This is a genomic window from Pseudomonas azotoformans, from assembly GCF_900103345.1.
In the GTDB taxonomy this organism is placed as follows: Bacteria; Pseudomonadota; Gammaproteobacteria; order Pseudomonadales; family Pseudomonadaceae; genus Aquipseudomonas; species Aquipseudomonas azotoformans.
Genome location: NZ_LT629702.1, coordinates 4,131,553 through 4,151,066, shown reverse-complemented (window position 1 = coordinate 4,151,066; position 19,514 = coordinate 4,131,553). Strand labels below are relative to the sequence as shown.

Annotated in this window: 19 protein-coding genes; 14 read left to right on the top strand and 5 right to left on the bottom strand. The window is 61.5% G+C overall.

What is annotated here, in order from left to right:
- The first annotated feature begins 40 nt into the window (after positions 1-40).
- From bioB to BLR69_RS18795, 10 genes are all read left to right on the top strand, one after another.
- Positions 41-1,096, top strand: a complete 1,056-nt coding sequence (bioB, locus tag BLR69_RS18840) for a biotin synthase BioB (protein ID WP_071494350.1) — start codon at positions 41-43, stop codon at positions 1,094-1,096.
- Positions 1,097-1,252: 156 nt separating this feature from the next.
- A complete protein-coding gene (gene bioF / locus BLR69_RS18835; protein ID WP_071494349.1) occupies positions 1,253-2,434 on the top strand; it encodes an 8-amino-7-oxononanoate synthase in 1,182 nt (393 codons plus the stop codon).
- Entirely contained in the window at positions 2,427-3,158 is a 732-nt protein-coding gene (locus tag BLR69_RS18830; protein ID WP_071494348.1) for an alpha/beta fold hydrolase, read from the top strand. Before bioF ends, BLR69_RS18830 begins: the two co-directional genes overlap by 8 nt.
- Entirely contained in the window at positions 3,151-3,963 is an 813-nt protein-coding gene (bioC, locus tag BLR69_RS18825; protein WP_071494347.1) for a malonyl-ACP O-methyltransferase BioC, read from the top strand. The genes BLR69_RS18830 and bioC overlap by 8 nt, the downstream gene beginning before the upstream one ends.
- Positions 3,960-4,640 carry a dethiobiotin synthase gene (gene bioD, locus BLR69_RS18820; RefSeq protein ID WP_071494346.1) on the top strand — a complete coding sequence of 227 codons (681 nt, stop codon included), beginning with the start codon at positions 3,960-3,962 and terminating at the stop codon, positions 4,638-4,640. The genes bioC and bioD overlap by 4 nt, the downstream gene beginning before the upstream one ends.
- A gap of 106 nt (positions 4,641-4,746) precedes the next feature.
- Positions 4,747-5,028 (top strand): pyrroloquinoline quinone biosynthesis protein PqqE, encoded by a 282-nt coding sequence (locus BLR69_RS18815; protein WP_071494345.1) that lies wholly within the window; start codon positions 4,747-4,749, stop codon positions 5,026-5,028.
- A gap of 328 nt (positions 5,029-5,356) precedes the next feature.
- Complete coding sequence (locus BLR69_RS18810; RefSeq protein ID WP_071494344.1) at positions 5,357-7,162, top strand: phenylacyl-CoA dehydrogenase; 1,806 nt, start codon at positions 5,357-5,359, stop codon at positions 7,160-7,162.
- Positions 7,163-7,470: 308 nt separating this feature from the next.
- Complete coding sequence (locus BLR69_RS18805) at positions 7,471-8,760, top strand: GGDEF domain-containing protein (RefSeq protein WP_071494343.1); 1,290 nt, start codon at positions 7,471-7,473, stop codon at positions 8,758-8,760.
- A 90-nt stretch (positions 8,761-8,850) separates the two neighbouring features.
- Positions 8,851-10,620: an acyl-CoA dehydrogenase C-terminal domain-containing protein gene (locus tag BLR69_RS18800; protein WP_071494342.1), complete on the top strand. Its 1,770-nt coding sequence runs from the start codon at positions 8,851-8,853 to the stop codon at positions 10,618-10,620.
- A 230-nt stretch (positions 10,621-10,850) separates the two neighbouring features.
- On the top strand, positions 10,851-12,629 hold the full coding sequence (locus BLR69_RS18795; RefSeq protein WP_071494341.1) for an acyl-CoA dehydrogenase C-terminal domain-containing protein: 1,779 nt from the start codon (positions 10,851-10,853) through the stop codon (positions 12,627-12,629).
- A 226-nt stretch (positions 12,630-12,855) separates the two neighbouring features.
- On the opposite strand, the gene BLR69_RS18790 is transcribed toward BLR69_RS18795, so the two are convergent.
- Positions 12,856-13,755 carry a LysR family transcriptional regulator gene (locus BLR69_RS18790; RefSeq protein WP_071494340.1) on the bottom strand — a complete coding sequence of 300 codons (900 nt, stop codon included), beginning with the start codon at positions 13,753-13,755 and terminating at the stop codon, positions 12,856-12,858.
- Positions 13,756-13,964: 209 nt separating this feature from the next.
- On the opposite strand from BLR69_RS18790, the gene BLR69_RS18785 reads away from it, so the two are divergent.
- The 4 genes from BLR69_RS18785 (at position 13,965) to BLR69_RS18770 (ending at position 16,377) form a co-directional block, all read left to right on the top strand.
- Complete coding sequence (locus BLR69_RS18785) at positions 13,965-15,227, top strand: aspartate aminotransferase family protein (RefSeq protein ID WP_071494339.1); 1,263 nt, start codon at positions 13,965-13,967, stop codon at positions 15,225-15,227.
- 226 nt (positions 15,228-15,453) lie between these two features.
- On the top strand, positions 15,454-15,819 hold the full coding sequence (locus BLR69_RS18780; RefSeq protein ID WP_071494338.1) for a type II toxin-antitoxin system RelE/ParE family toxin: 366 nt from the start codon (positions 15,454-15,456) through the stop codon (positions 15,817-15,819).
- A complete protein-coding gene (locus tag BLR69_RS18775) occupies positions 15,803-16,123 on the top strand; it encodes a helix-turn-helix domain-containing protein (RefSeq protein WP_071494337.1) in 321 nt (106 codons plus the stop codon). The genes BLR69_RS18780 and BLR69_RS18775 overlap by 17 nt, the downstream gene beginning before the upstream one ends.
- 95 nt (positions 16,124-16,218) lie before the next feature.
- The gene (locus tag BLR69_RS18770; RefSeq protein WP_003228885.1) at positions 16,219-16,377 is read left to right on the top strand and encodes a YqaE/Pmp3 family membrane protein; all 159 of its coding nucleotides are present in this window, start codon (positions 16,219-16,221) and stop codon (positions 16,375-16,377) included.
- Between the two features lie 5 nt (positions 16,378-16,382).
- Here BLR69_RS18770 and pqqE read toward each other — a convergent pair whose 3' ends face one another.
- From pqqE to pqqB, 4 genes are read right to left on the bottom strand one after another with little or no spacing between them, the layout of a single operon-like run.
- Positions 16,383-17,513 carry a pyrroloquinoline quinone biosynthesis protein PqqE gene (pqqE, locus tag BLR69_RS18765; protein WP_071494336.1) on the bottom strand — a complete coding sequence of 377 codons (1,131 nt, stop codon included), beginning with the start codon at positions 17,511-17,513 and terminating at the stop codon, positions 16,383-16,385.
- On the bottom strand, positions 17,506-17,781 hold the full coding sequence (pqqD, locus tag BLR69_RS18760) for a pyrroloquinoline quinone biosynthesis peptide chaperone PqqD (RefSeq protein WP_071494335.1): 276 nt from the start codon (positions 17,779-17,781) through the stop codon (positions 17,506-17,508). The genes pqqE and pqqD overlap by 8 nt, the downstream gene beginning before the upstream one ends.
- Positions 17,778-18,530, bottom strand: a complete 753-nt coding sequence (gene pqqC / locus BLR69_RS18755) for a pyrroloquinoline-quinone synthase PqqC (protein WP_071494334.1) — start codon at positions 18,528-18,530, stop codon at positions 17,778-17,780. The genes pqqD and pqqC overlap by 4 nt, the downstream gene beginning before the upstream one ends.
- Before the next feature lie 11 nt (positions 18,531-18,541).
- Complete coding sequence (pqqB, locus tag BLR69_RS18750; RefSeq protein WP_071494333.1) at positions 18,542-19,453, bottom strand: pyrroloquinoline quinone biosynthesis protein PqqB; 912 nt, start codon at positions 19,451-19,453, stop codon at positions 18,542-18,544.
- Positions 19,454-19,514 lie beyond the last annotated feature (61 nt).

The following is a 19,514-nucleotide window of genomic DNA, read 5'->3' as shown; positions in this document are numbered from 1 at the left end:
TTCCCGCAGCGCTTGCCAAAGCATAATCAAGGAATCGCCCATGAGCGCCAGCACCACCGCCACCTTGCGTCACGATTGGTCCCTCGCCGAAGTCAAAGCGCTGTTCGTGCAGCCGTTCAATGACCTGCTGTTCCAGGCGCAGACCGTGCACCGCGCGCATTTCGACGCCAACCGTGTGCAAGTGTCGACGCTGCTCTCGATCAAGACCGGCGCCTGCCCGGAAGATTGCAAATATTGTCCGCAGTCGGGCCACTACAACACCGGCCTGGAAAAAGAGAAGCTGATGGAAGTGCAGAAGGTCCTCGAAGAGGCTGCCCGCGCCAAAGCCATCGGCTCGACGCGCTTCTGCATGGGCGCTGCCTGGAAACACCCGTCGGCCAAAGACATGCCCTACGTGTTGCAGATGGTCAAAGGCGTGAAGGCCATGGGCCTGGAAACCTGCATGACCCTCGGTCGCCTCGACCAGGACCAGACCGAAGCCCTGGCCCAGGCCGGCCTGGACTATTACAACCACAACCTCGACACCTCGCCGGAGTTCTACGGCAGCATCATCACCACCCGCACCTACAGCGAGCGCCTGCAAACCCTGGCCTATGTACGTGATTCGGGGATGAAGATCTGCTCCGGCGGCATCCTCGGCATGGGCGAGTCCCTCGACGACCGCGCCAATTTGCTGATCCAATTGGCCAACCTGCCAGAGCATCCGGAGTCGGTGCCGATCAACATGCTGGTGAAAGTGGCGGGTACGCCGCTGGAAAACGCCGAAGACATCGACCCGTTCGACTTCATCCGCATGCTCGCGGTGGCGCGCATCCTGATGCCGAAGTCCCATGTGCGCCTGTCGGCCGGCCGTGAAGCGATGAACGAGCAGATGCAGGCGTTGGCGTTCTTTGCCGGTGCCAACTCGATCTTCTACGGCGACAAGTTGCTGACCACCGCCAACCCGCAGGCTGACAAGGACATGCAACTGTTTGCACGCCTGGGCATCCTGCCGGAAGCCCGCGAAGAGCACGCCGATGAAGTGCACCAGGCGGCCATCGAGCAGGCGTTGGTGGAGCAGAAGAGCAGCGAGCAGTTCTATAGCGCTGTTGGTTGACCCCAGTCTCACTTTGGAATGCGATCCAACTGTGGGAGCGGGCTTGCTCGCGAAAGCGGTCTTCCAGCTGATGCATATGCTGACTGACAGACTGCATTCGCGAGCAAGCCCGCTCCCACATTTTTGACCGAGTTCACCTGATCTACCGAGGCCAGCATGTCTTTCGATCTCGCCGCGCGCCTCGCTGCCCGCCGTGCCGAACACCTTTATCGTCAACGCCCGCTACTCGACAGCCCCCAAGGCCCGGAAGTGGTGGTGGACGGCCAGCCGCTGCTGGCGTTCTGCAATAACGATTACCTGGGCCTGGCCAATCACCCGCAAGTGATCGAGGCTTGGCGCGCCGGTGCCTCGCGTTGGGGTGTGGGCGGCGGCGCTTCGCACCTGGTGGTCGGGCATGCCACGCCGCACCATGAACTGGAAGAAGCCCTGGCCGACCTTACCGGTCGTCCGCGTGCGCTGCTGTTTACCACCGGCTACATGGCCAACCTCGGTGCGGTCACGGCGTTGGTGGGGCAGGGCGATACGGTGCTGGAAGACCGTCTCAACCATGCTTCGCTGCTGGATGCGGGCTTGCTCTCGGGTGCGCGTTTCAATCGTTACCTGCATAACGATGCGGATAGCCTGGCCAAGCGCCTTGAGAAAGCCAGCGGCAATACCCTGGTGGTCACTGATGGGGTGTTCAGCATGGACGGCGACCTGGCCGACCTGCCCGCGCTGGCCCGCGAAACCAAGGCCAAAGGCGCCTGGTTGATGGTAGATGACGCCCATGGCTTTGGCCCTCTGGGCGCCAACGGCGGCGGGATCGTCGAGCATTTCGGCCTGAGCCAGGAGGACGTGCCGGTGCTGGTCGGCACCCTCGGCAAGGCGTTCGGCACGGCCGGGGCGTTTGTGGCCGGCAGTGAAGAGCTGATCGAAAGCCTGATCCAGTTCGCCCGCCCGTACATCTACACCACCAGCCAACCGCCCGCCCTGGCCTGCGCCACCTTGAAAAGCCTGGAACTGTTGCGCACTGAGCATTGGCGGCGCGAGCACCTCAACCGTCTGATCCGCCAGTTCCGTCAGGGCGCCGAGCAGCTTGGGCTGGAGCTGATGGACAGCTTTACGCCGATCCAACCCATTCTGATCGGCGACAGCGCCAAGGCCGTGCGCCTGTCGCAGATGCTGCGTGAGCGCGGCCTGATGGTGACGGCGATCCGCCCACCCACCGTGCCCGCTGGCAGCGCACGTTTGCGCGTGACTTTGACGGCAGCCCACAGCGTGGCGCAGGTGCAGCTATTGTTAAACGCATTGGAAGCGTGTTTCCGCGTGTTAAGCAGTTCGGAGCAAGGCCATGCGTGATCGACTGATATTGCTGCCCGGCTGGGGCCTCGGCGTATCGCCGCTGGAACCATTGGCCGCTGCATTACAAGGCTTGGACGAGCACCTGCAGGTGCAGATCGAACCGTTGCCCGCCCTGGATTCCAGCGACCTGAACGAGTGGCTCGACGAACTCGACGCCACGCTGCCGGACAACGCCTGGCTGGGCGGCTGGTCCCTGGGCGGCATGCTGGCTTCGGAGCTGGCGGCGCGGCGCGGCGAACGTTGCTGTGGCCTGCTGACCCTGGCGAGTAACCCGTGTTTCGTCGCCCACGCTGGCTGGCCGTGCGCGATGCCCGCCGAGACCTTCGATGCATTCCTCGCCGGCTGCCATGCCGACTCCCAAGTTACCCTCAAGCGCTTCGGCCTGTTGTGCGCCAAAGGTGCCGAAGACCCGCGCGGGCTGTCGCGCCTGCTGGTCAGTGGCGCGCCGAATGCGCCTTCCAATGTGTTGATGCCCGGCCTTGAGCTGCTCGCCCAGTTGGATACCCGTGAAGCCTTGCTGGCCTATCGCGGCCCGCAACTGCACCTGTTCGCCGGCCTGGACGGGTTGGTGCCTGCCGAAGCCGCCAGCGACCTGCTGGCGTTGCTGCCGGATGTTGAAATCGGCCTGATTGAACAGGCCGGCCACGCTTTTCTTCTGGAAGATCCCCACGGTGTCGCGGGGGCCATCCAGGCTTTTTTGCATGAGTGCGTCGATGACTGATTTATCCCACGCCCCGCTGCCGGGCGCGTTGCCGGACAAGCGCCAGGTGGCGGCGTCCTTTTCTCGTGCTGCCGCCAGTTACGACAGCGTCGCCGAGTTGCAGCGGGCGGTGGGCAGCCAATTGCTGGCGCGCTTACCAGCCGATACCGCGCCGCAACGTTGGTTGGACATGGGCTGCGGCACCGGTTATTTCAGCCGTGTGCTGGGGGAGCGCTGGCCCGCCAGCCAAGGCATTGCGTTGGACATCGCCGAAGGCATGCTCAACCACGCACGCCCCTTGGGTGGCGCCGAGCATTTCATCGCCGGCGACGCCGAACGCTTGCCGCTTAAAGCTGACAGCGTGCAGCTGATCTTCTCCTCCCTCGCCGTGCAGTGGTGTGCGAATTTCGAAGCGGTACTCAGCGAGGCCTATCGGGTGTTGCAACCGGGCGGTGTGCTGGCCTTCGCCAGTCTCTGCGTGGGCACCCTGGAAGAACTGCGCGAAAGCTGGCGTGCGGCGGATGGCCTGGTGCACGTCAATCGCTTCCGCACCTTCGAGGCGTATCAACAATTGTGTGCGGCCAGTGGCCTGCGGGTGGTGAGCCTGGAGCGCCGTCCCCATGTATTGCATTACCCGGATGTACGCAGCCTGACCCACGAATTGAAGGCTCTGGGCGCGCATAACCTCAACCCCGGTCGCCCCGGTGGGTTGACGGGGCGCGCGCGGATTGTTGCACTGGTGCACGCGTATGAGCGGTTCCGCCAGGCCCAAGGCCTGCCGGCGACTTACCAAGTGGTGTATGCCGTACTGGAGAAACCTCTATGAGCGCCGCCTACTTCATCACCGGCACCGACACCGATGTCGGCAAGACCACCATCGCCGCCGGCCTGTTGCACGCGGCGCGGCAAGCCGGCAGAAGCACCGCGGCTGGCAAGCCGGTGGCCTCCGGTTGCCAGGTCACGCCCAAGGGCTTGCGCAACGCCGATGCGTTGGCGTTGCTGGCCGAATGCTCGTTGCCGTTGAGTTATGCCGAGGTCAACCCGGTGGCATTCGAACCGGCCATCGCGCCGCATCTGGCGGCGCGGGAGGCGGGCGTGTCGCTGACCGTGCAATCCCTGCTGAAGCCGATGCAGCAGATTCTGGCGCGGCAAGCGGATTTCACCCTGATCGAAGGCGCGGGCGGCTGGCGCGTGCCGTTGGCTGACCAGGCGAATCTGTCGGACCTGGCCATGGCGCTGAAGTTGCCGGTGATCCTGGTGGTGGGCGTGCGCCTGGGCTGCATCAGCCATGCCTTGCTGACCGCCGAGGCGATTGCCAGGGACGGTCTGCAGTTGGCCGGGTGGGTGGCGAATATCATCGAGCCCAAGACCTCCCGACTGGAAGAAAACCTCGCCACCCTGGCCGAGCGCCTGCCTGCGCCATGCCTGGGGCGGGTGCCGAAACTCAAGCACGCTGGGGCCGAAGCGGTTTCCGAGTACTTGCAACTGGACCTGCTTGACTGATTTTGGCTATCGACAAGGCATTATGCCATTAGTGTTTTTGACGGGTGTTTTGCCAGCATCTTTGCTTCAATCACCGTTCATGATTCTCTAAAGGCAGGCTTACGCCATGGAAATCTCTGGAAGCAGCGCGTTTTACTCGGGCCTGAGCAGCATTCAGTCCGGGCAGAACCGTGTCGATCAGGCCGCGGGCAGAATTGCCAGCGCCGCGACTACCCAGCCATCGGACGCGCAAAGCGACCGTCTGCAAGCCAACGACCGTGCCCAGCCGTCCAACTCGGCCAGCAATATGGTTGAAATGGCCCAAGGCAAGGTCCAGGTCGAGCTCGGCGCGAAAGTTGCCAAGGCTTCCGATGAAATGCTCGGCACCCTGATCGATACCTACGTCTGATCTGCTGACGCTAAAAAATGTGGGAGGGGGCTTGCCCCCGATAGTGATGGATCAGCCAATGTGTATATGGCTGACACGGCGCTATCGGGGGCAAGCCCCCTCCCACATTTTTACTGTGCCGTCCTTCTGAACTTCTACACTCCCGCAATCATGTGGCGTCTTGCCGCAAGCGTTGCCGTGCGCGCCGTTGATCCGCGTCATGACAAACGGCCTCTGGACGGCGCTTGACATACCCAGATGGTAAACGTATGTTTCAAACACCTGTTTGACCGCCCCAACACTTCCACGCGGTTGTTCATTCCAGATACATCAGCAGAGGTTTATCGCTATGCCTGACTACAAGGCCCCCTTGCGTGATATTCGCTTCGTTCGTGACGAACTGCTTGGCTATGAAGCGCACTATCAGAGCCTGCCGGCTTGCCAGGACGCTACCCCGGACATGGTTGACGCCATCCTTGAAGAAGGCGCCAAGTTTTGTGAGCAAGTGCTGGCACCGCTGAACCGCGTGGGCGACATCGAAGGCTGCACCTGGAGTGAGTCGGGCGTTAAAACCCCTACCGGTTTCAAAGAAGCCTACAAACAATTCGTCGAGGGTGGCTGGCCAAGCCTGGCCCACGACATGGAGCACGGCGGCCAAGGCCTGCCGGAATCCCTGGGCCTGGCCGTGAGCGAAATGGTCGGCGCCGCCAACTGGTCGTGGGGCATGTACCCAGGCCTGTCCCACGGTGCGATGAACACCATCTCCGAGCACGGCACCCCCGAACAGCAAGAGGCCTACCTGACCAAACTGGTGTCGGGCGAATGGACCGGCACCATGTGCCTGACCGAGCCACACTGCGGCACCGACCTGGGCATGCTGCGCACCAAGGCCGAGCCTCAGGCTGATGGCTCCTACAAAGTCTCCGGCACCAAGATCTTCATCTCGGCCGGTGAACACGACATGGCCGACAACATCGTCCACATCGTACTGGCCCGCCTGCCGGACGCACCGGCCGGCACCAAAGGGATCTCGCTGTTTATCGTGCCGAAGTTCCTGCCGAACGCCGATGGCTCGATTGGCGCGCGCAACGCCGTGAGCTGTGGCTCGCTGGAACACAAGATGGGCATCCACGGCAACGCCACCTGCGTAATGAACTTCGACGCGGCCACCGGTTTCCTGATTGGCCCGGCGAACAAAGGCCTGAACTGCATGTTCACCTTTATGAACACCGCTCGCCTGGGTACCGCACTGCAAGGCCTGTCCCACGCCGAAATCGGCTTCCAGGGCGGCCTGAAATATGCCCGCGATCGCCTGCAAATGCGCTCCCTGACCGGCCCGAAAGCCCCGGACAAAGCCGCCGACCCGATCATCGTGCACCCCGATGTGCGCCGCATGCTGCTGACCATGAAAGCCTTCGCCGAAGGCAACCGTGCGATGGTGTACTTCACCGCCAAGCAAGTGGACATCGTCAAGTACGGCACCGACGACGAAGCCAAGAAACAGGCTGACGGCCTGCTGGCCTTCATGACCCCGATCGCCAAGGCGTTCATGACCGAAGTCGGCTTTGAATCGGCCAACCACGGCGTGCAGATCTACGGCGGCCACGGCTTCATCGCCGAGTGGGGCATGGAGCAGAACGTTCGCGACAGCCGCATTTCGATGCTGTACGAAGGCACTACCGGTATCCAGGCCCTCGACCTGCTGGGCCGTAAAGTGCTGATGACCCAAGGCGAAGCGCTCAAGGGCTTCACCAAGATCGTGCACAAGTTCTGCCAGGCCAACGAAGGCAACGAAGCGGTCAAAGAGTTCGTTGCACCGCTGGCTGCGCTGAACAAAGAGTGGGGCGAGTTGACCATGAAGGTCGGCATGGCCGCGATGAAAGACCGCGAAGAAGTGGGTGCCGCCTCGGTGGACTACCTGATGTACTCCGGTTACGCCTGCCTGGCTTACTTCTGGGCCGACATGGCGCGTCTGGCGGCCGAGAAACTGGCTGCCGGCACCACCGAAGAAGCGTTCTACACCGCCAAGCTGCAGACCGCGCGCTTCTACTTCCAGCGCATCCTGCCGCGTACCCTGGCCCACAAAGCCACCATGCTGTCGGGTGCCAACAACCTGATGGACATGAAAGAAGAAGACTTCGGCCTGGCTTACTAAGCCTTACCGGGTTCACTTCAAGAGCCGCCGCTCCTTTACGGGAGCGGCGGCTTTTTCGTTTCTTTGTAGGAGCGAGCTTGCTCGCGAAGAAACCACAGGCACCGCGTTTATTCAGGCGACCCCCGTCATCGTTGACGACCTTCGCGGGCAAGCCCGCTCCTACAGAAAGCGTTGCAACAAAAAACTCAGGGATTACCGCTGGCTGCCGTTACAGTGATGGCAATGTGATACATGCGTGCCAGGTTGTGCTTAACTGTCCGCATCAAGGCACAGTGCCATCATTTTTTTTGCGGGTCGGAGTTCTACCCTTGTCACGCGTGTCCGCTGTACGTTTCAGTCACTTTCTTCCTTCGTTGCTGCTCTTGCTGGCCGGGCTCTCGGCTGCGTACGTCAAGGACCTCAACGTCTTCTTCACCTCGCTGTTCAATGTGTTGCCGACCCTGGTGCTGTTGCTCGGTGGTTCGTACTGCGCGGTGTACCGCCGCCAGCGTGAACTGTTCCTGATGATCACGGTGTACATCGCCTACTTCCTGCTCGATACCCAGACCGACTTCTACCGCGACAATGGCCGCGTGCGAGAAGACGCTGCCGTGGTGTTCCACCTGTGCTGCCTGCTACTGCCGTTGTTGTTCAGCATCTACGCGCTGTGGCAGGAGAAGACCCACCTGTTCCGTGACTTCGTCGCCCGTGGCGCGGTGTTGCTGGCAGTGGGCAGCGTGGCCCTGGCGCTGGAGCAGAGTTATCCCCAGGCGGTGCTGAACTGGCTGGCGGAGATTCGCTGGCCGGCGCTGCATGGCAGCTGGATGAGCCTGATCCAGCTGTCGTACCCGATGTTTCTGATCGGCTTCCTGACCCTGGCGGCGCAATACTGGTATCAGCCGCGCCCGCTGCATGCGGCGCAACTGGTGGGGTTGCTGGGCCTGTTCTGGATGTTGCCGCAGACGTTCATCCTGCCCTTCACCCTGAATATCATGTGCAGCCAGGTGATGCTGATGATCGCCGCCGGTGTGGCCCACGAGGCTTATCAAATGGCCTTCCGCGATGAGCTGACCGGCTTGCCGGGGCGTCGTGCGCTGAACGAGCGCATGCAACGGCTGGGGCGCAACTATGTGCTGGCGATGAGCGACGTCGACCACTTCAAGCGCTTCAACGACACCCATGGTCATGACGTGGGCGACCAGGTATTGCGGCTGGTGGCGAGCAAGCTGTCCAAGGTCAACGGCGGCGGGCGCGCCTATCGCTACGGCGGTGAAGAGTTCGCCGTGGTGTTCGCCGGCAAGACCCTGGATGAATGCATGCCGCACCTGGAGGAGATCCGCGAGATCATCGCCGACTACGACATCAAGCTGCGTAATTCGGACCGCCCCCAGGACGATCAACAGGGTCGCCAGCGCCGTTCAGGCAGCGGCGCATCCAGTGTCTCGGTGACCATCAGCATCGGCGTGGCCGAACGCCAGGCCGAGCAGCGCTCCCCCGAAGAAGTGCTCAAGTCCGCCGACCAGGCGCTGTACGCCGCCAAGGGCGCCGGGCGTAACTGCGTGGTGGCATCCGGGCAGACCCGGCGTGGCGCGGTGCGCATGGAGAGCGCTGCCGGTTGAGTGATGGCGGTGTATTCAGCGGTTCTACAGTGATTGTTCCGGGCGTTGGCCGGCAGTAGGTTGAAACCATCTGCTGACGGAGACATTGCCATGCCTGAGTACAAAGCTCCCCTTCGCGACATGCGCTTTCTGATCGACAACGTATTTGATTTCCACGGCCACTACGCCGCGTTGGGTGCCACCGACGCCAGCCCGGACATGGTCGGTGCGATCCTCGAAGAAGGCGCGAAATTCTGCGAGAACGTGCTGGCGCCGCTCAACCGCAGCGGCGACGAAGAAGGCTGCCATTTCGACAATGGCGTGGTCACCACGCCCAAGGGTTTCAAGGACGCCTTCGCCCAGTACGTGGAGGGCGGCTGGCACGGCGTGGCGGCGGACCCGGCCTACGGTGGCCAGGGCTTGCCGCAGTCGCTCGGCCTGGTGCTGAGCGAGATGATCGGCTCCAGCAACACCTCCTGGGGCATGTACCCCGGGCTGACCCACGGCGCGATGTCGGCGATTCACGCCCACGGCACTGCCGAGCAAAAAGACACCTATCTGACCAAACTCACGGCGGGCGAATGGACCGGCACCATGTGCCTCACCGAAGCCCATTGCGGCACTGACCTGGGCCTGATCAAGACCCGCGCCGTGCCCCAGGCGGACGGCAGCTATGCGGTCACCGGCAGCAAGATCTTCATCTCCGCCGGCGAACACGACATGAGCGCCAATATCATCCACCTGGTGCTGGCCAAGCTGCCGGATGCGCCAGCAGGCACCAAGGGCATCTCGCTGTTTATCGTGCCCAAGTTCCATGCCGACACCCGCGAGCGCAATGCAGTGCACTGCGGTTCCATCGAACACAAGATGGGCATCAAGGCGTCCGCTACCTGTGTGCTGAACTTCGATGGCGCCAGGGGCTTCCTGATCGGCGAGCCGAACAAGGGCCTCAACTGCATGTTCACCATGATGAACCACGCGCGCCTAGGCACCGGCATGCAGGGCCTGTGCAATGGCGAAGCGAGTTTCCAGGGCGCGATCAAATACGCCAATGACCGCCTGCAAATGCGCGCGCTGACCGGCGCCAAGGCCCCGGACAAAGCGGCCGACCCGATCATCGTGCACCCTGATGTGCGCCGCATGCTGCTGACCATGAAGGCCTTCAACGAAGGCAACCGCGCGCTGACCTACTTCACCGCACAGTTGCTCGACACCGCGCACCTGAGCAGCGACGCCGCTCAGCGCCAGGATGCCGAAGACCTGCTGGCGTTCCTCACGCCCATCTGCAAAGCCTTTATGACTGACACCGGCCTTGAGGTGACCAACCACGGCATGCAGATCTTCGGCGGCCACGGTTACATCCGTGAATGGGGCATGGAGCAGTTGGCGCGCGATGCGCGGATTGCGCCGATCTATGAAGGCACCAACGGCATCCAGGCCCTCGACCTGCTCGGGCGCAAGGTGCTGGGCAGCCAGGGCAAGTTGCTGCGTGGGTTTACCAAAATCGTGCATAAGTTCTGTGCCGCGAATGCCGAGCATCCGCAACTCAAAGGCTATGTGGCGCAACTCAATCAACTGAACGGGGAATGGGGTGAGCTGACCACGCAGGTCGGCATGGCCGCGATGAAGAACCCCGATGAAGTGGGCGCGGCGGCGGTGGATTACTTGATGTACAGCGGTTATGTGGTGCTCGCGTACCTGTGGCTGCGCATGGCGATCGCTGCTCTTGAACAGCCAGAGGGCGATTTTGCCAAGGCCAAGCTGGCCACGTGCGAGTTCTACTTCAAGCGTCTACTGCCGCGTACGGCTACCCATCGCGCTGCCGTGGAAGCGGGCAGCGAATGCCTGATGAGTCTTTCGGCCGAAAGCTTTTCACTGTAGGAGCGAGCTTGCTCGCGAAGAACGTCAACGATGACGTGTGATGCCTGGTTTAACGCGGTGTTCATGCGTTTTTCGCGAGCAAGCTCGCTCCTACAGCTCAGCTTATGTGACTTTAAAATACCTTATGGTCATAACTGGACCCTATGTGTCTGAAAAGTTGTTCGGGTACACTCTGAGCCTGTAAAACCGACTCTTACCGAATTACTTTTCACGTTCTCACGAGGTTTGCCATGGCTGATTACAAAGCGCCGCTGCGTGATATGCGCTTCGTCCTCAACGAAGTCTTTGAGGTCGCCACCACTTGGGCCCAGTTGCCGGCATTGGCAGACACCGTTGACGCCGAAACCGTAGAGGCCATCCTCGAAGAAGCCGGCAAGGTCACCGCCAAATCCATCGCCCCGCTCAGCCGTGGTGGCGATGAACAAGGTTGCCGTTGGGACAACACCGCCGTGTTTACCCCGGACGGTTTCCCACAGGCCTACAAAACCTACGCTGAAGGCGGTTGGGTGGGTGTAGGCGGTGATCCAGCGTTCGGCGGCATGGGCATGCCCAAGGCCGTGTCGGCCCAGGTCGAAGAGATGATCAACTCGTCGAGCCTGGCCTTTGGCCTGTACCCGATGCTGACGTCCGGCGCGTGCGTGTCGATCAACACCCACGCCAGCGAAGCGCTCAAGGCCACTTACCTGCCGAAGATGTATTCCGGTGAGTGGGCCGGTTCCATGTGCCTGACCGAGGCCCACGCCGGGACCGACCTGGGGATGATCCGCACCAAGGCCGAGCCACAGGCGGACGGTTCCTATAAAGTCAGCGGGACCAAGATCTTTATCACCGGTGGTGAACACGACCTCACCGAAAACATCATCCACCTGGTCCTGGCCAAGCTGCCGGATGCACCGGCGGGTCCCAAGGGGATTTCGCTGTTCCTGGTACCGAAGTTCATGGTGAACACCGACGGCAGCCTGGGCACACGCAATGCCGTGAGCTGTGGCTCCATCGAGCACAAGATGGGGATCCAGGCCTCGGCCACCTGCGTGATGAACTTCGACGAGGCCGTGGGTTACCTGGTGGGCGAGCCAAACCGTGGTCTGGCGGCGATGTTCACCATGATGAACTACGAGCGTCTCGGGGTGGGTATCCAGGGCCTGGCGTCCGGCGAGCGTTCCTACCAGAACGCCATCGAGTACGCCCGCGACCGCCTGCAAAGCCGTGCACCGACCGGCGCCCAGGCCAAAGACAAAATGGCCGACCCGATCATCGTGCACCCGGACGTGCGGCGCATGCTGCTCACCATGAAGGCCGCCAACGAAGGTGGCCGGGCGTTCTCCACCTACGTGGCGACGCAACTGGACATCGCCAAGTTCAGCGACGACGCCGCCGCCCGTGAGCGTGCGGATAACCTGGTGGCACTGCTGACGCCGGTGGCCAAGGCGTTCCTGAGCGACCTGGGCCTGGAAACCACTGTGCTGGGCCAACAGGTATTTGGCGGCCACGGTTATATTCGCGAGTGGGGCCAGGAGCAGCTGGTACGTGATGTGCGCATCACCCAGATCTACGAAGGCACCAACGGCATCCAGGCCCTGGACCTGATGGGGCGCAAGATCGTCGGCAGTGGCGGGGCGTTCTACACCCTGTTTGCCGACGAGATCCGCGCGTTCATTGCCTCGGCGGGTGCCGAGCTGGCCGAATTCACCAAGCCGCTGGGCGTGGCGGTGGATAACCTGGATGAGCTGACCGCCTGGGTGCTGGACCGCGCCAAGGCCAACCCGAATGAAATCGGCGCGGCGTCGGTGGAGTACCTGCATGCCTTTGGCTACATGGCGTATGCCTATATGTGGGCGCGCATGGCCAAGGCCGCGTTGGGCAAGGAGTCGGAAGAAGACTTCTACGCCAGCAAACTGGGGACTGCGCGTTTCTACTTTGCGCGCCTGTTGCCGCGCATCCACTCGCTGAGTGCGTCGGTAAAAGCCGGTAGCGAATCACTGTTTTTGCTGGATGAAGCCCTGTTCTAAAGGCTTGGAGGTCGTGTAAGCATTCTCTTACATGACGTGCTGCTATTCGTCCTCTATCGCCATATTGGATCCACGGATAATCTACTTCACATGGACGTCGCGCAGGAAGCGCAAAGCAACAACACGGACACGTAGGATTCTGCCAGGATGGCGGAGTGAAATGGATGTCAGGGAAACAGTCTGCAAAGCCCCGCTTCGGCGGGGTTTTCTTTTGCCCGCGAAAAAGTCAGGCAGGCGCCTGCGGGGCATTCATCACGTCTTCCAGCAAGGTGCGCAGCAACGCCACCGTCGCCTGCTGGCGCTGCACATCGCGGCACACCAAACCGACTTTCAGCGGCACCCTGGGTTCACTCAAGGGTTTCCACAGCAGCGCCTGGCTGTTGTGTTCATCCTGGGAGCGCCCCGGCAGTACCGTCGCCAGCTTGGTATGAGGCAGGCTATCGAGAATCCCCACCATGGTATTGAGCTCTGCCTGCACCTGCGGGCGCCGCCCGAGGTTGGACAGTTGGCCCTGCCAGATCTGCCGGACCTGGAATTCTTCCCCGAGCAGCAGCATCGGCAACTCGGCGGCCTGCTTCAGTGAGACTTTCTTGAATTCGCGCAAGGGATGGTCTTCTGGGATGACCACCTTCAACTCATCTTCGTACAACAACACGCCGTGCAACCCTGGCTGGCGTGGCGGCAAGTAGCTGATGCCGATATCCAGCGAGCCGTTGAGTAGCCGCCGCTCAATCTCAATTCCAGTCAATTCGTAGATCTGCACCACCAAATGTGGCTGGGCCTTGCGCACGCGCTCGAGCATCTGCGGGACCAGGCTGGTGTGCACAGTTTGCAGCACGCCGATGGCCAAGGTGCGCATCGCCTGGCCCTTGAAGTTGCGCAGGGCCTCAACCGCCTGTTGCATGCCATCGATCAACGGCAGGGCGTGGTTGTACAGCGTATGCGCCGCCAATGTCGGTAGCAGGCGCTTGCTGCTGCGTTCGAACAGGCTCACATCCAGGTTCTGCTCCAACTGGCGAATCTGCTGGGACAGCGCCGGCTGGGAGATCGAAAGACGCTCGGCGGCACGGCCTACGTGGCCTTCCTCATACACCGCGACGAAATAACGCAGTTGCTTGAAATCCATAAGACTTACTTATCGAAAAAGCTGGAAAATCGAAATGGCCGCTGGCCCCCGAGCCGCCTAGTCTAGCGCCTATTCGCAGGGCTTACAGGGCCGGATCGGGCAATGAACAGCGTTTATGTTGATAGCGTTTACATAGGCAAGGCAAAAAACCTCAAGGCAATAATGGCGGGTCGCAGCGACCAAGGTCCGGTTGCTATTGGGGGCGAGCTATGAATCTGTTCCGTCGCCCTGCGCCGAGCCTGGACGATTTAGTACTGGAGACGCCCAGCGATAATCCTCCCAACGAGTCCCTGATGCCCTCCGTAGCGCGGCCGCCGCAAGTGTTCGTGCGCGGCCAGGGTTCCTGGCTCTGGGACAGCGATGACCGGGCCTATCTGGATTTCAGCCAGGGCAACGCCGCCAACAGCCTCGGTCACAGCCCGCAGGTGTTGATCAAGGCATTGGCCGACCAGGCTCAGGCGCTGATCAACCCAGGCAACGGCTTGCATAACCGCGCTCAACTCAACCTCGCCGAGCGCCTGTGCCATCGCACCGGCAGTGACCAGGCCTACCTGCTTAACAGCGGCGCGGAAGCCGTTGAAGCCGCGATCAAGTTGGCGCGCAAATGGGGCCAACTGCATCGCGGCGGCGCCTATCGCATCATCAGCGCGAGCGGTGGTTGCCATGGCCGTAGCTTTGCGGCGATGTCGGCGTCGGCAAGTACGCTTGAAAACCGTTTTGAACCACAGTTGCCGGGTTTCAGCCATGTGCCCTTCAACGATCTGCCGGCCCTGCATGCGGCAGTCGACGCACAAACTGTCGCCATCCTGCTGGAGCCGATCCAGGGCGAAGCCGGTGTAATCCCCGCGACGGAGCACTATCTCAAGGGCGTAGAGCGCTTGTGCCGTGAACTGGGGATCCTGCTGATCCTCGACGAAGTGCAAACCGGCATGGGCCGCTGCGGCACCTTGCTCGCCGAGCAGCAATACGGCGTACGTGCCGACATCATCACCCTCGGCAAAGGCTTGGGCGGCGGTGTGCCCCTTGCGGCGCTGCTGGCGCGTGGTAAAGCCTGCTGTTTTGAAGTGGGCGAGCTGGAAGGCACCCATCACGGCAATGCGCTGATGGCATCGGCCGGGCTGGCGGTATGCGATACGCTGCTGGAGCACGGTTTTCTGGAACAGGTGCGTGAGTCCGGCCTTTACCTCGGCGAAGGCCTTGCCCGCCTGGCCTACCGCTACGACCACGGCCAACTGCGCGGCCACGGCCTGATGTGGGGCCTGACGTTGTCGGATGATTCTGCGGATGCTGTTGTAAAAGCGGCGCTGCACGAAGGCCTGATCCTCCAAGCTCCGCAACCCAACTGCCTGCGCTTCACCCCGGCCCTGACCGTGAGCAAAAGCAACATCGACGAAATGCTCCTGCGCCTGGCCCGCGCCTTCTCCCGCGTGCGTACCGCTCAACTGCAATGCCGCAAGGGTATCGCCGTTTAACCCCCTTATTTCTGAACCGTCTCGCGGTCTACGCGGCGCCTCCGGCCTGATTTTTTTGGCTGGGGGCGTTTTTTTGGGCGTGTCATTTTTGGATTGAAAATGTTGATTGAGCGTTTGTGAAAACAATGGCTTTTTAGCGAGCGTCGGCAAGGACTGCCGATGGGGCACAGCGTGCTCTACTTCTAATCTATACCACTGGGTGGTATGTTTGTGGGAAGGGATATCCATGAAGCTCAGGCTGTTCAAGACCCGCGATTTTGCTGATGCTGCCGGTAAAGCTTGGATTTGTGATTCAGAGTTGAGGGAGGCATTTGGCCAGTTACTTACGGGGCAAGCGGATAATCTGGGAGGCGGCGTGTGGAAAAAGCGCCTGAATCAGAATAGACATCGCTCTATCGTCCTGGCCAAGGGCAGGCATTACTGGGTTTATCAACTTTTGTTCGCCAAGCAGGATCAAAGCAATATCAGTCAAAAGGATTTGATTTGGTTTCGGGCGATGGCAAAGACTTATGAAAGTTTAAACGAAGCACAGGTCCAGCGACTTCTGGATCTCAGGGAGTTTGTGGAGATACATCATGATCAAAAAATATGAAAGCGAAGCGTTGGAGTCGGTACACAAATCCGCGGTAGCGCTCTATGCCATCGGCGCCATCAGTAAAACCACGCTTCGTGAATATGACGAGGCCTGCTTATCTGCCGTCCCTGAGCAAATCCCGGCCGACCAAATCAAGCAGCTTCGTGAAAGCAGCCATGTGAGCCAGCCTGTGTTCGCCCGCTACCTGAACACCAGCGCGTCCACCGTGAAAAAGTGGGAGTCCGGCGAGAAGCAACCCAGCGGCATGGCGCTCAAATTGCTGAGCATTGTGCAGAAGCACGGCTTGGAGATTCTAGCCTGACAGTGGCCCAACGCCAGATCCCACTGAACCCTCACGAACGCCCAAGGTCGATTAGCTACACGGCTCACACGAGCCGATTTTCTGGAGCTGATCCCATGGATTTCATTCGTATCATCATCGCCATTCTGTTGCCGCCACTGGGTGTGTTCCTGCAAGTGGGTTTCGGCGGCGCGTTCTGGCTGAATATCCTGCTGACCCTGTGCGGCTACATCCCGGGCATCGTGCACGCGGTGTACATCATCGCCAAGCGCTGAGGCCGTCAGCCTTTTGCGATGAGCCGTGAGTTGCGCTCGTTGCGAAAGGCCAACTGCTGGATGGTCTGGGTGGCGTGTTCGGCTTCTTCCCGCGCTTGCAGGATGATGCCGTGCTGCTCGGACTTGCTGCACACCGGGTCGGCATTGCTCGCGTCCCCCGTGAGCATGAAGGCCTGGCAACGGCAGCCGCCGAAGTCCTTCTCTTTTTCATCGCAGGAACGGCACGGTTCGGGCATCCAGTCGTAGCCCCGAAAGCGGTTGAAGCCGAACGAGTCGTACCAGATGTGCTGCATGCTGTGGTCGCGCACATTGGGAAATTGCACCGGCATCTGTCGGGCACCGTGACACGGCAGGGCGGTGCCGTCCGGCGTCACAGTCAGAAAGATACTGCCCCAGCCGTTCATGCAGGCCTTCGGGCGCTCTTCGTAGTAGTCCGGTGTGACGAAGATCAGCTTGCACGGGTGACCTTCCGCTTCCAGCTTGGCGCGGTATTCGTTGGTGATGCGTTCGGCACGTACCAGCTGTTCTTTGGTCGGCAACAACCCCACACGATTGAGCTGCGCCCAGCCGTAGAACTGGCAGGTGGCGAGCTCCACAAAGTCCGCCTCCAGCGCAATGCACAGCTCGATGATGCGGTCGATCTTGTCGATATTGTGCCGATGGGTGACGAAGTTCAGCACCATCGGGTAGCCGTGGGCTTTCACCGCCCTGGCCATCTCCAGTTTCTGTGCGAAGGCTTTTTTCGAGCCGGCCAGCAGGTTGTTCACCTGTTCGTCGCTGGCCTGGAAACTGATCTGGATATGGTCCAGGCCGGCTTTCTTGAAGTCGCTGATCTTCTGCTCGGTGAGGCCGATACCCGAGGTGATCAGGTTGGTATAGAACCCCAGTTTGCGTGCTTCAGCGATCAACTCGGCCAGATCCTGGCGCACCAGCGGCTCACCGCCGGAAAACCCCAGCTGCGCGGCCCCCATCTCGCGGGCTTCGCGGAATACCTTGAACCACTGCTCGGTCGTCAGCTCCTTGCCCTGCTCGGCAAAGTCCAACGGGTTGGAGCAGTATGGGCACTGCAACGGGCAGCGGTAGGTCAGCTCGGCCAGCAACCACAGCGGCAGGCCGATGGCCGGCTTTTCAGGCAAGGGTGATCCAGTGCTCAGCACGGGCGACCTCCATGAATTGCTCGATGTCTTCACCGAGTTCAGGCACGCCGGGGAATTGCTTCTCCAGCTCGGCGATGATGGCTGCTACGTCGCGCTCACCGTCGATCAAGCCACCGATCAATGCAGCGCTGTCATTGAGCTTGATCATGCCTTCGGGGTAGAGCAACACATGGCCTTTTTGCGCCGGCTCATATTGATAGCGGTAGCCCTGGCGCCAGGTCGGTTTCTTGCTGCGATCAAAGCTCATAGGGTGATCCCTTTGTGCCACACCCGCTGCTCGGTGACGCTGTGGTACGGCGGGCGTTTGAGTTCATAGGCCATGCTCATGGCGTCGAGCATGCTCCACAGGATGTCCAGTTTGAACTGGAGAATTTCCAGCATGCGCTCCTGGCCTTCGCGGGTGGTGTAGTGCTGCAGGGTGATCGCCAACCCGTGTTCCACATCGCGGCGGGCCTGGCCCAGGCGGGTGCGGAAGTATTCATAGCCGGCCGGGTCGATCCACGGGTAATGCTGCGGCCAGCTGTCGAGGCGCGACTGGTGGATCTGCGGCGCGAACAGCTCGGTCAGCGAGCTGCTGGCGGCTTCCTGCCAACTGGCACGGCGGGCGAAGTTGACGTAGGCGTCTACCGCGAATCGTACGCCGGGCAGCACCAATTCCTGCGAGCGCAGTTGGTCGGGGTCGAGGCCTACCGCCTGGCCCAGGCGCAGCCAGGCTTCGATGCCGCCGTCTTCACCGGGGGCGCCATCGTGGTCGAGCAGGCGCTGGATCCACTCGCGACGGACCTCACGGTCCGGGCAGTTGGCCAGGATCGCAGCGTCTTTGAGCGGGATATTCACCTGGTAGTAGAAACGGTTGGCGACCCAGCCCTGGATCTGCTCGCGGGTGGCGCGGCCTTCATACATCGCCACGTGGTACGGGTGGTGGATGTGGTAGAAGGCGCCCTTGGCTCGCAGGGCGGCTTCGAATTCGGCGGTAGTCAATGGCGTGTCAGTCATCTCGTCAGCTCCTACAATTCAATACTCATGCAGTCGTACGCCACTTCGACATTGCGCCGCACCAATTCCGCTCGCTCGGGGGAGTCTTCATCGAGGATCGGGTTGGTGTTGTTGATGTGGATAAGCACCTTGCGCTGCTCGGGCAACTGCTCCAGCACTTCGAGCATGCCGCCGGGGCCGTTCTGTGCCAGGTGGCCCATCTCGCGGCCGGTGCGGGTGCCCACGCCACGGCGCTGCATTTCATCGTCATCCCACATCGTGCCGTCCACCAGCAGGCAGTCGCTGCTGGCCATGATCTCCAGCAACGGCGCGTCAACCTTGCCCAGGCCTGGGGCGTAGAACAGCTTGCCGCCGGTGCGCAGGTCTTCGACGATCAGGCCAATGTTGTCGCCCGGGTGCGGGTCGAAGCGGTGCGGCGAGTAGGGCGGCGCTGCGCTGCGCAGCGGCAGCGGGGTGAAGCGCAGGTTGGGGCAGGCCGGGATGGTGAAACTGGCGTCCAGCTCGATACGGTTCCAGGCCAGGCCACCGTTCCAGTGGGTGAGCATGGTGAACAGCGGGAAACCGGTGCTGAGGTCTTCATGGACCATGTCGGTGCACCACACCTGGTGCGGGCAGCCCTCGCGCAGGCTCAGCAGGCCGGTGGTGTGGTCGATCTGGCTGTCCATCAGGATGATCGCGCTGATACCGGTATCGCGCAGGGCGCGGCCCGGTTGCATCGGTGCAAAGCCCTGGAGTTGCGCGCGGATATCCGGCGAGGCGTTGCACAGCACCCAGTTCACGCCATCGTCGGAGATCGCGATGGACGACTGGGTACGCGCCTGGGCCCGCAGGCTGCCATCACGAAAACCCGCGCAGTTCACGCAGTTGCAGTTCCACTGCGGGAAACCACCGCCAGCGGCGGAACCTAGAATCTGGACAAACATGGCAGCTCCATCAAGCTCAAAACAAAAACGCCCCGGGCGAACCGAGGCGTTGTATTACCCA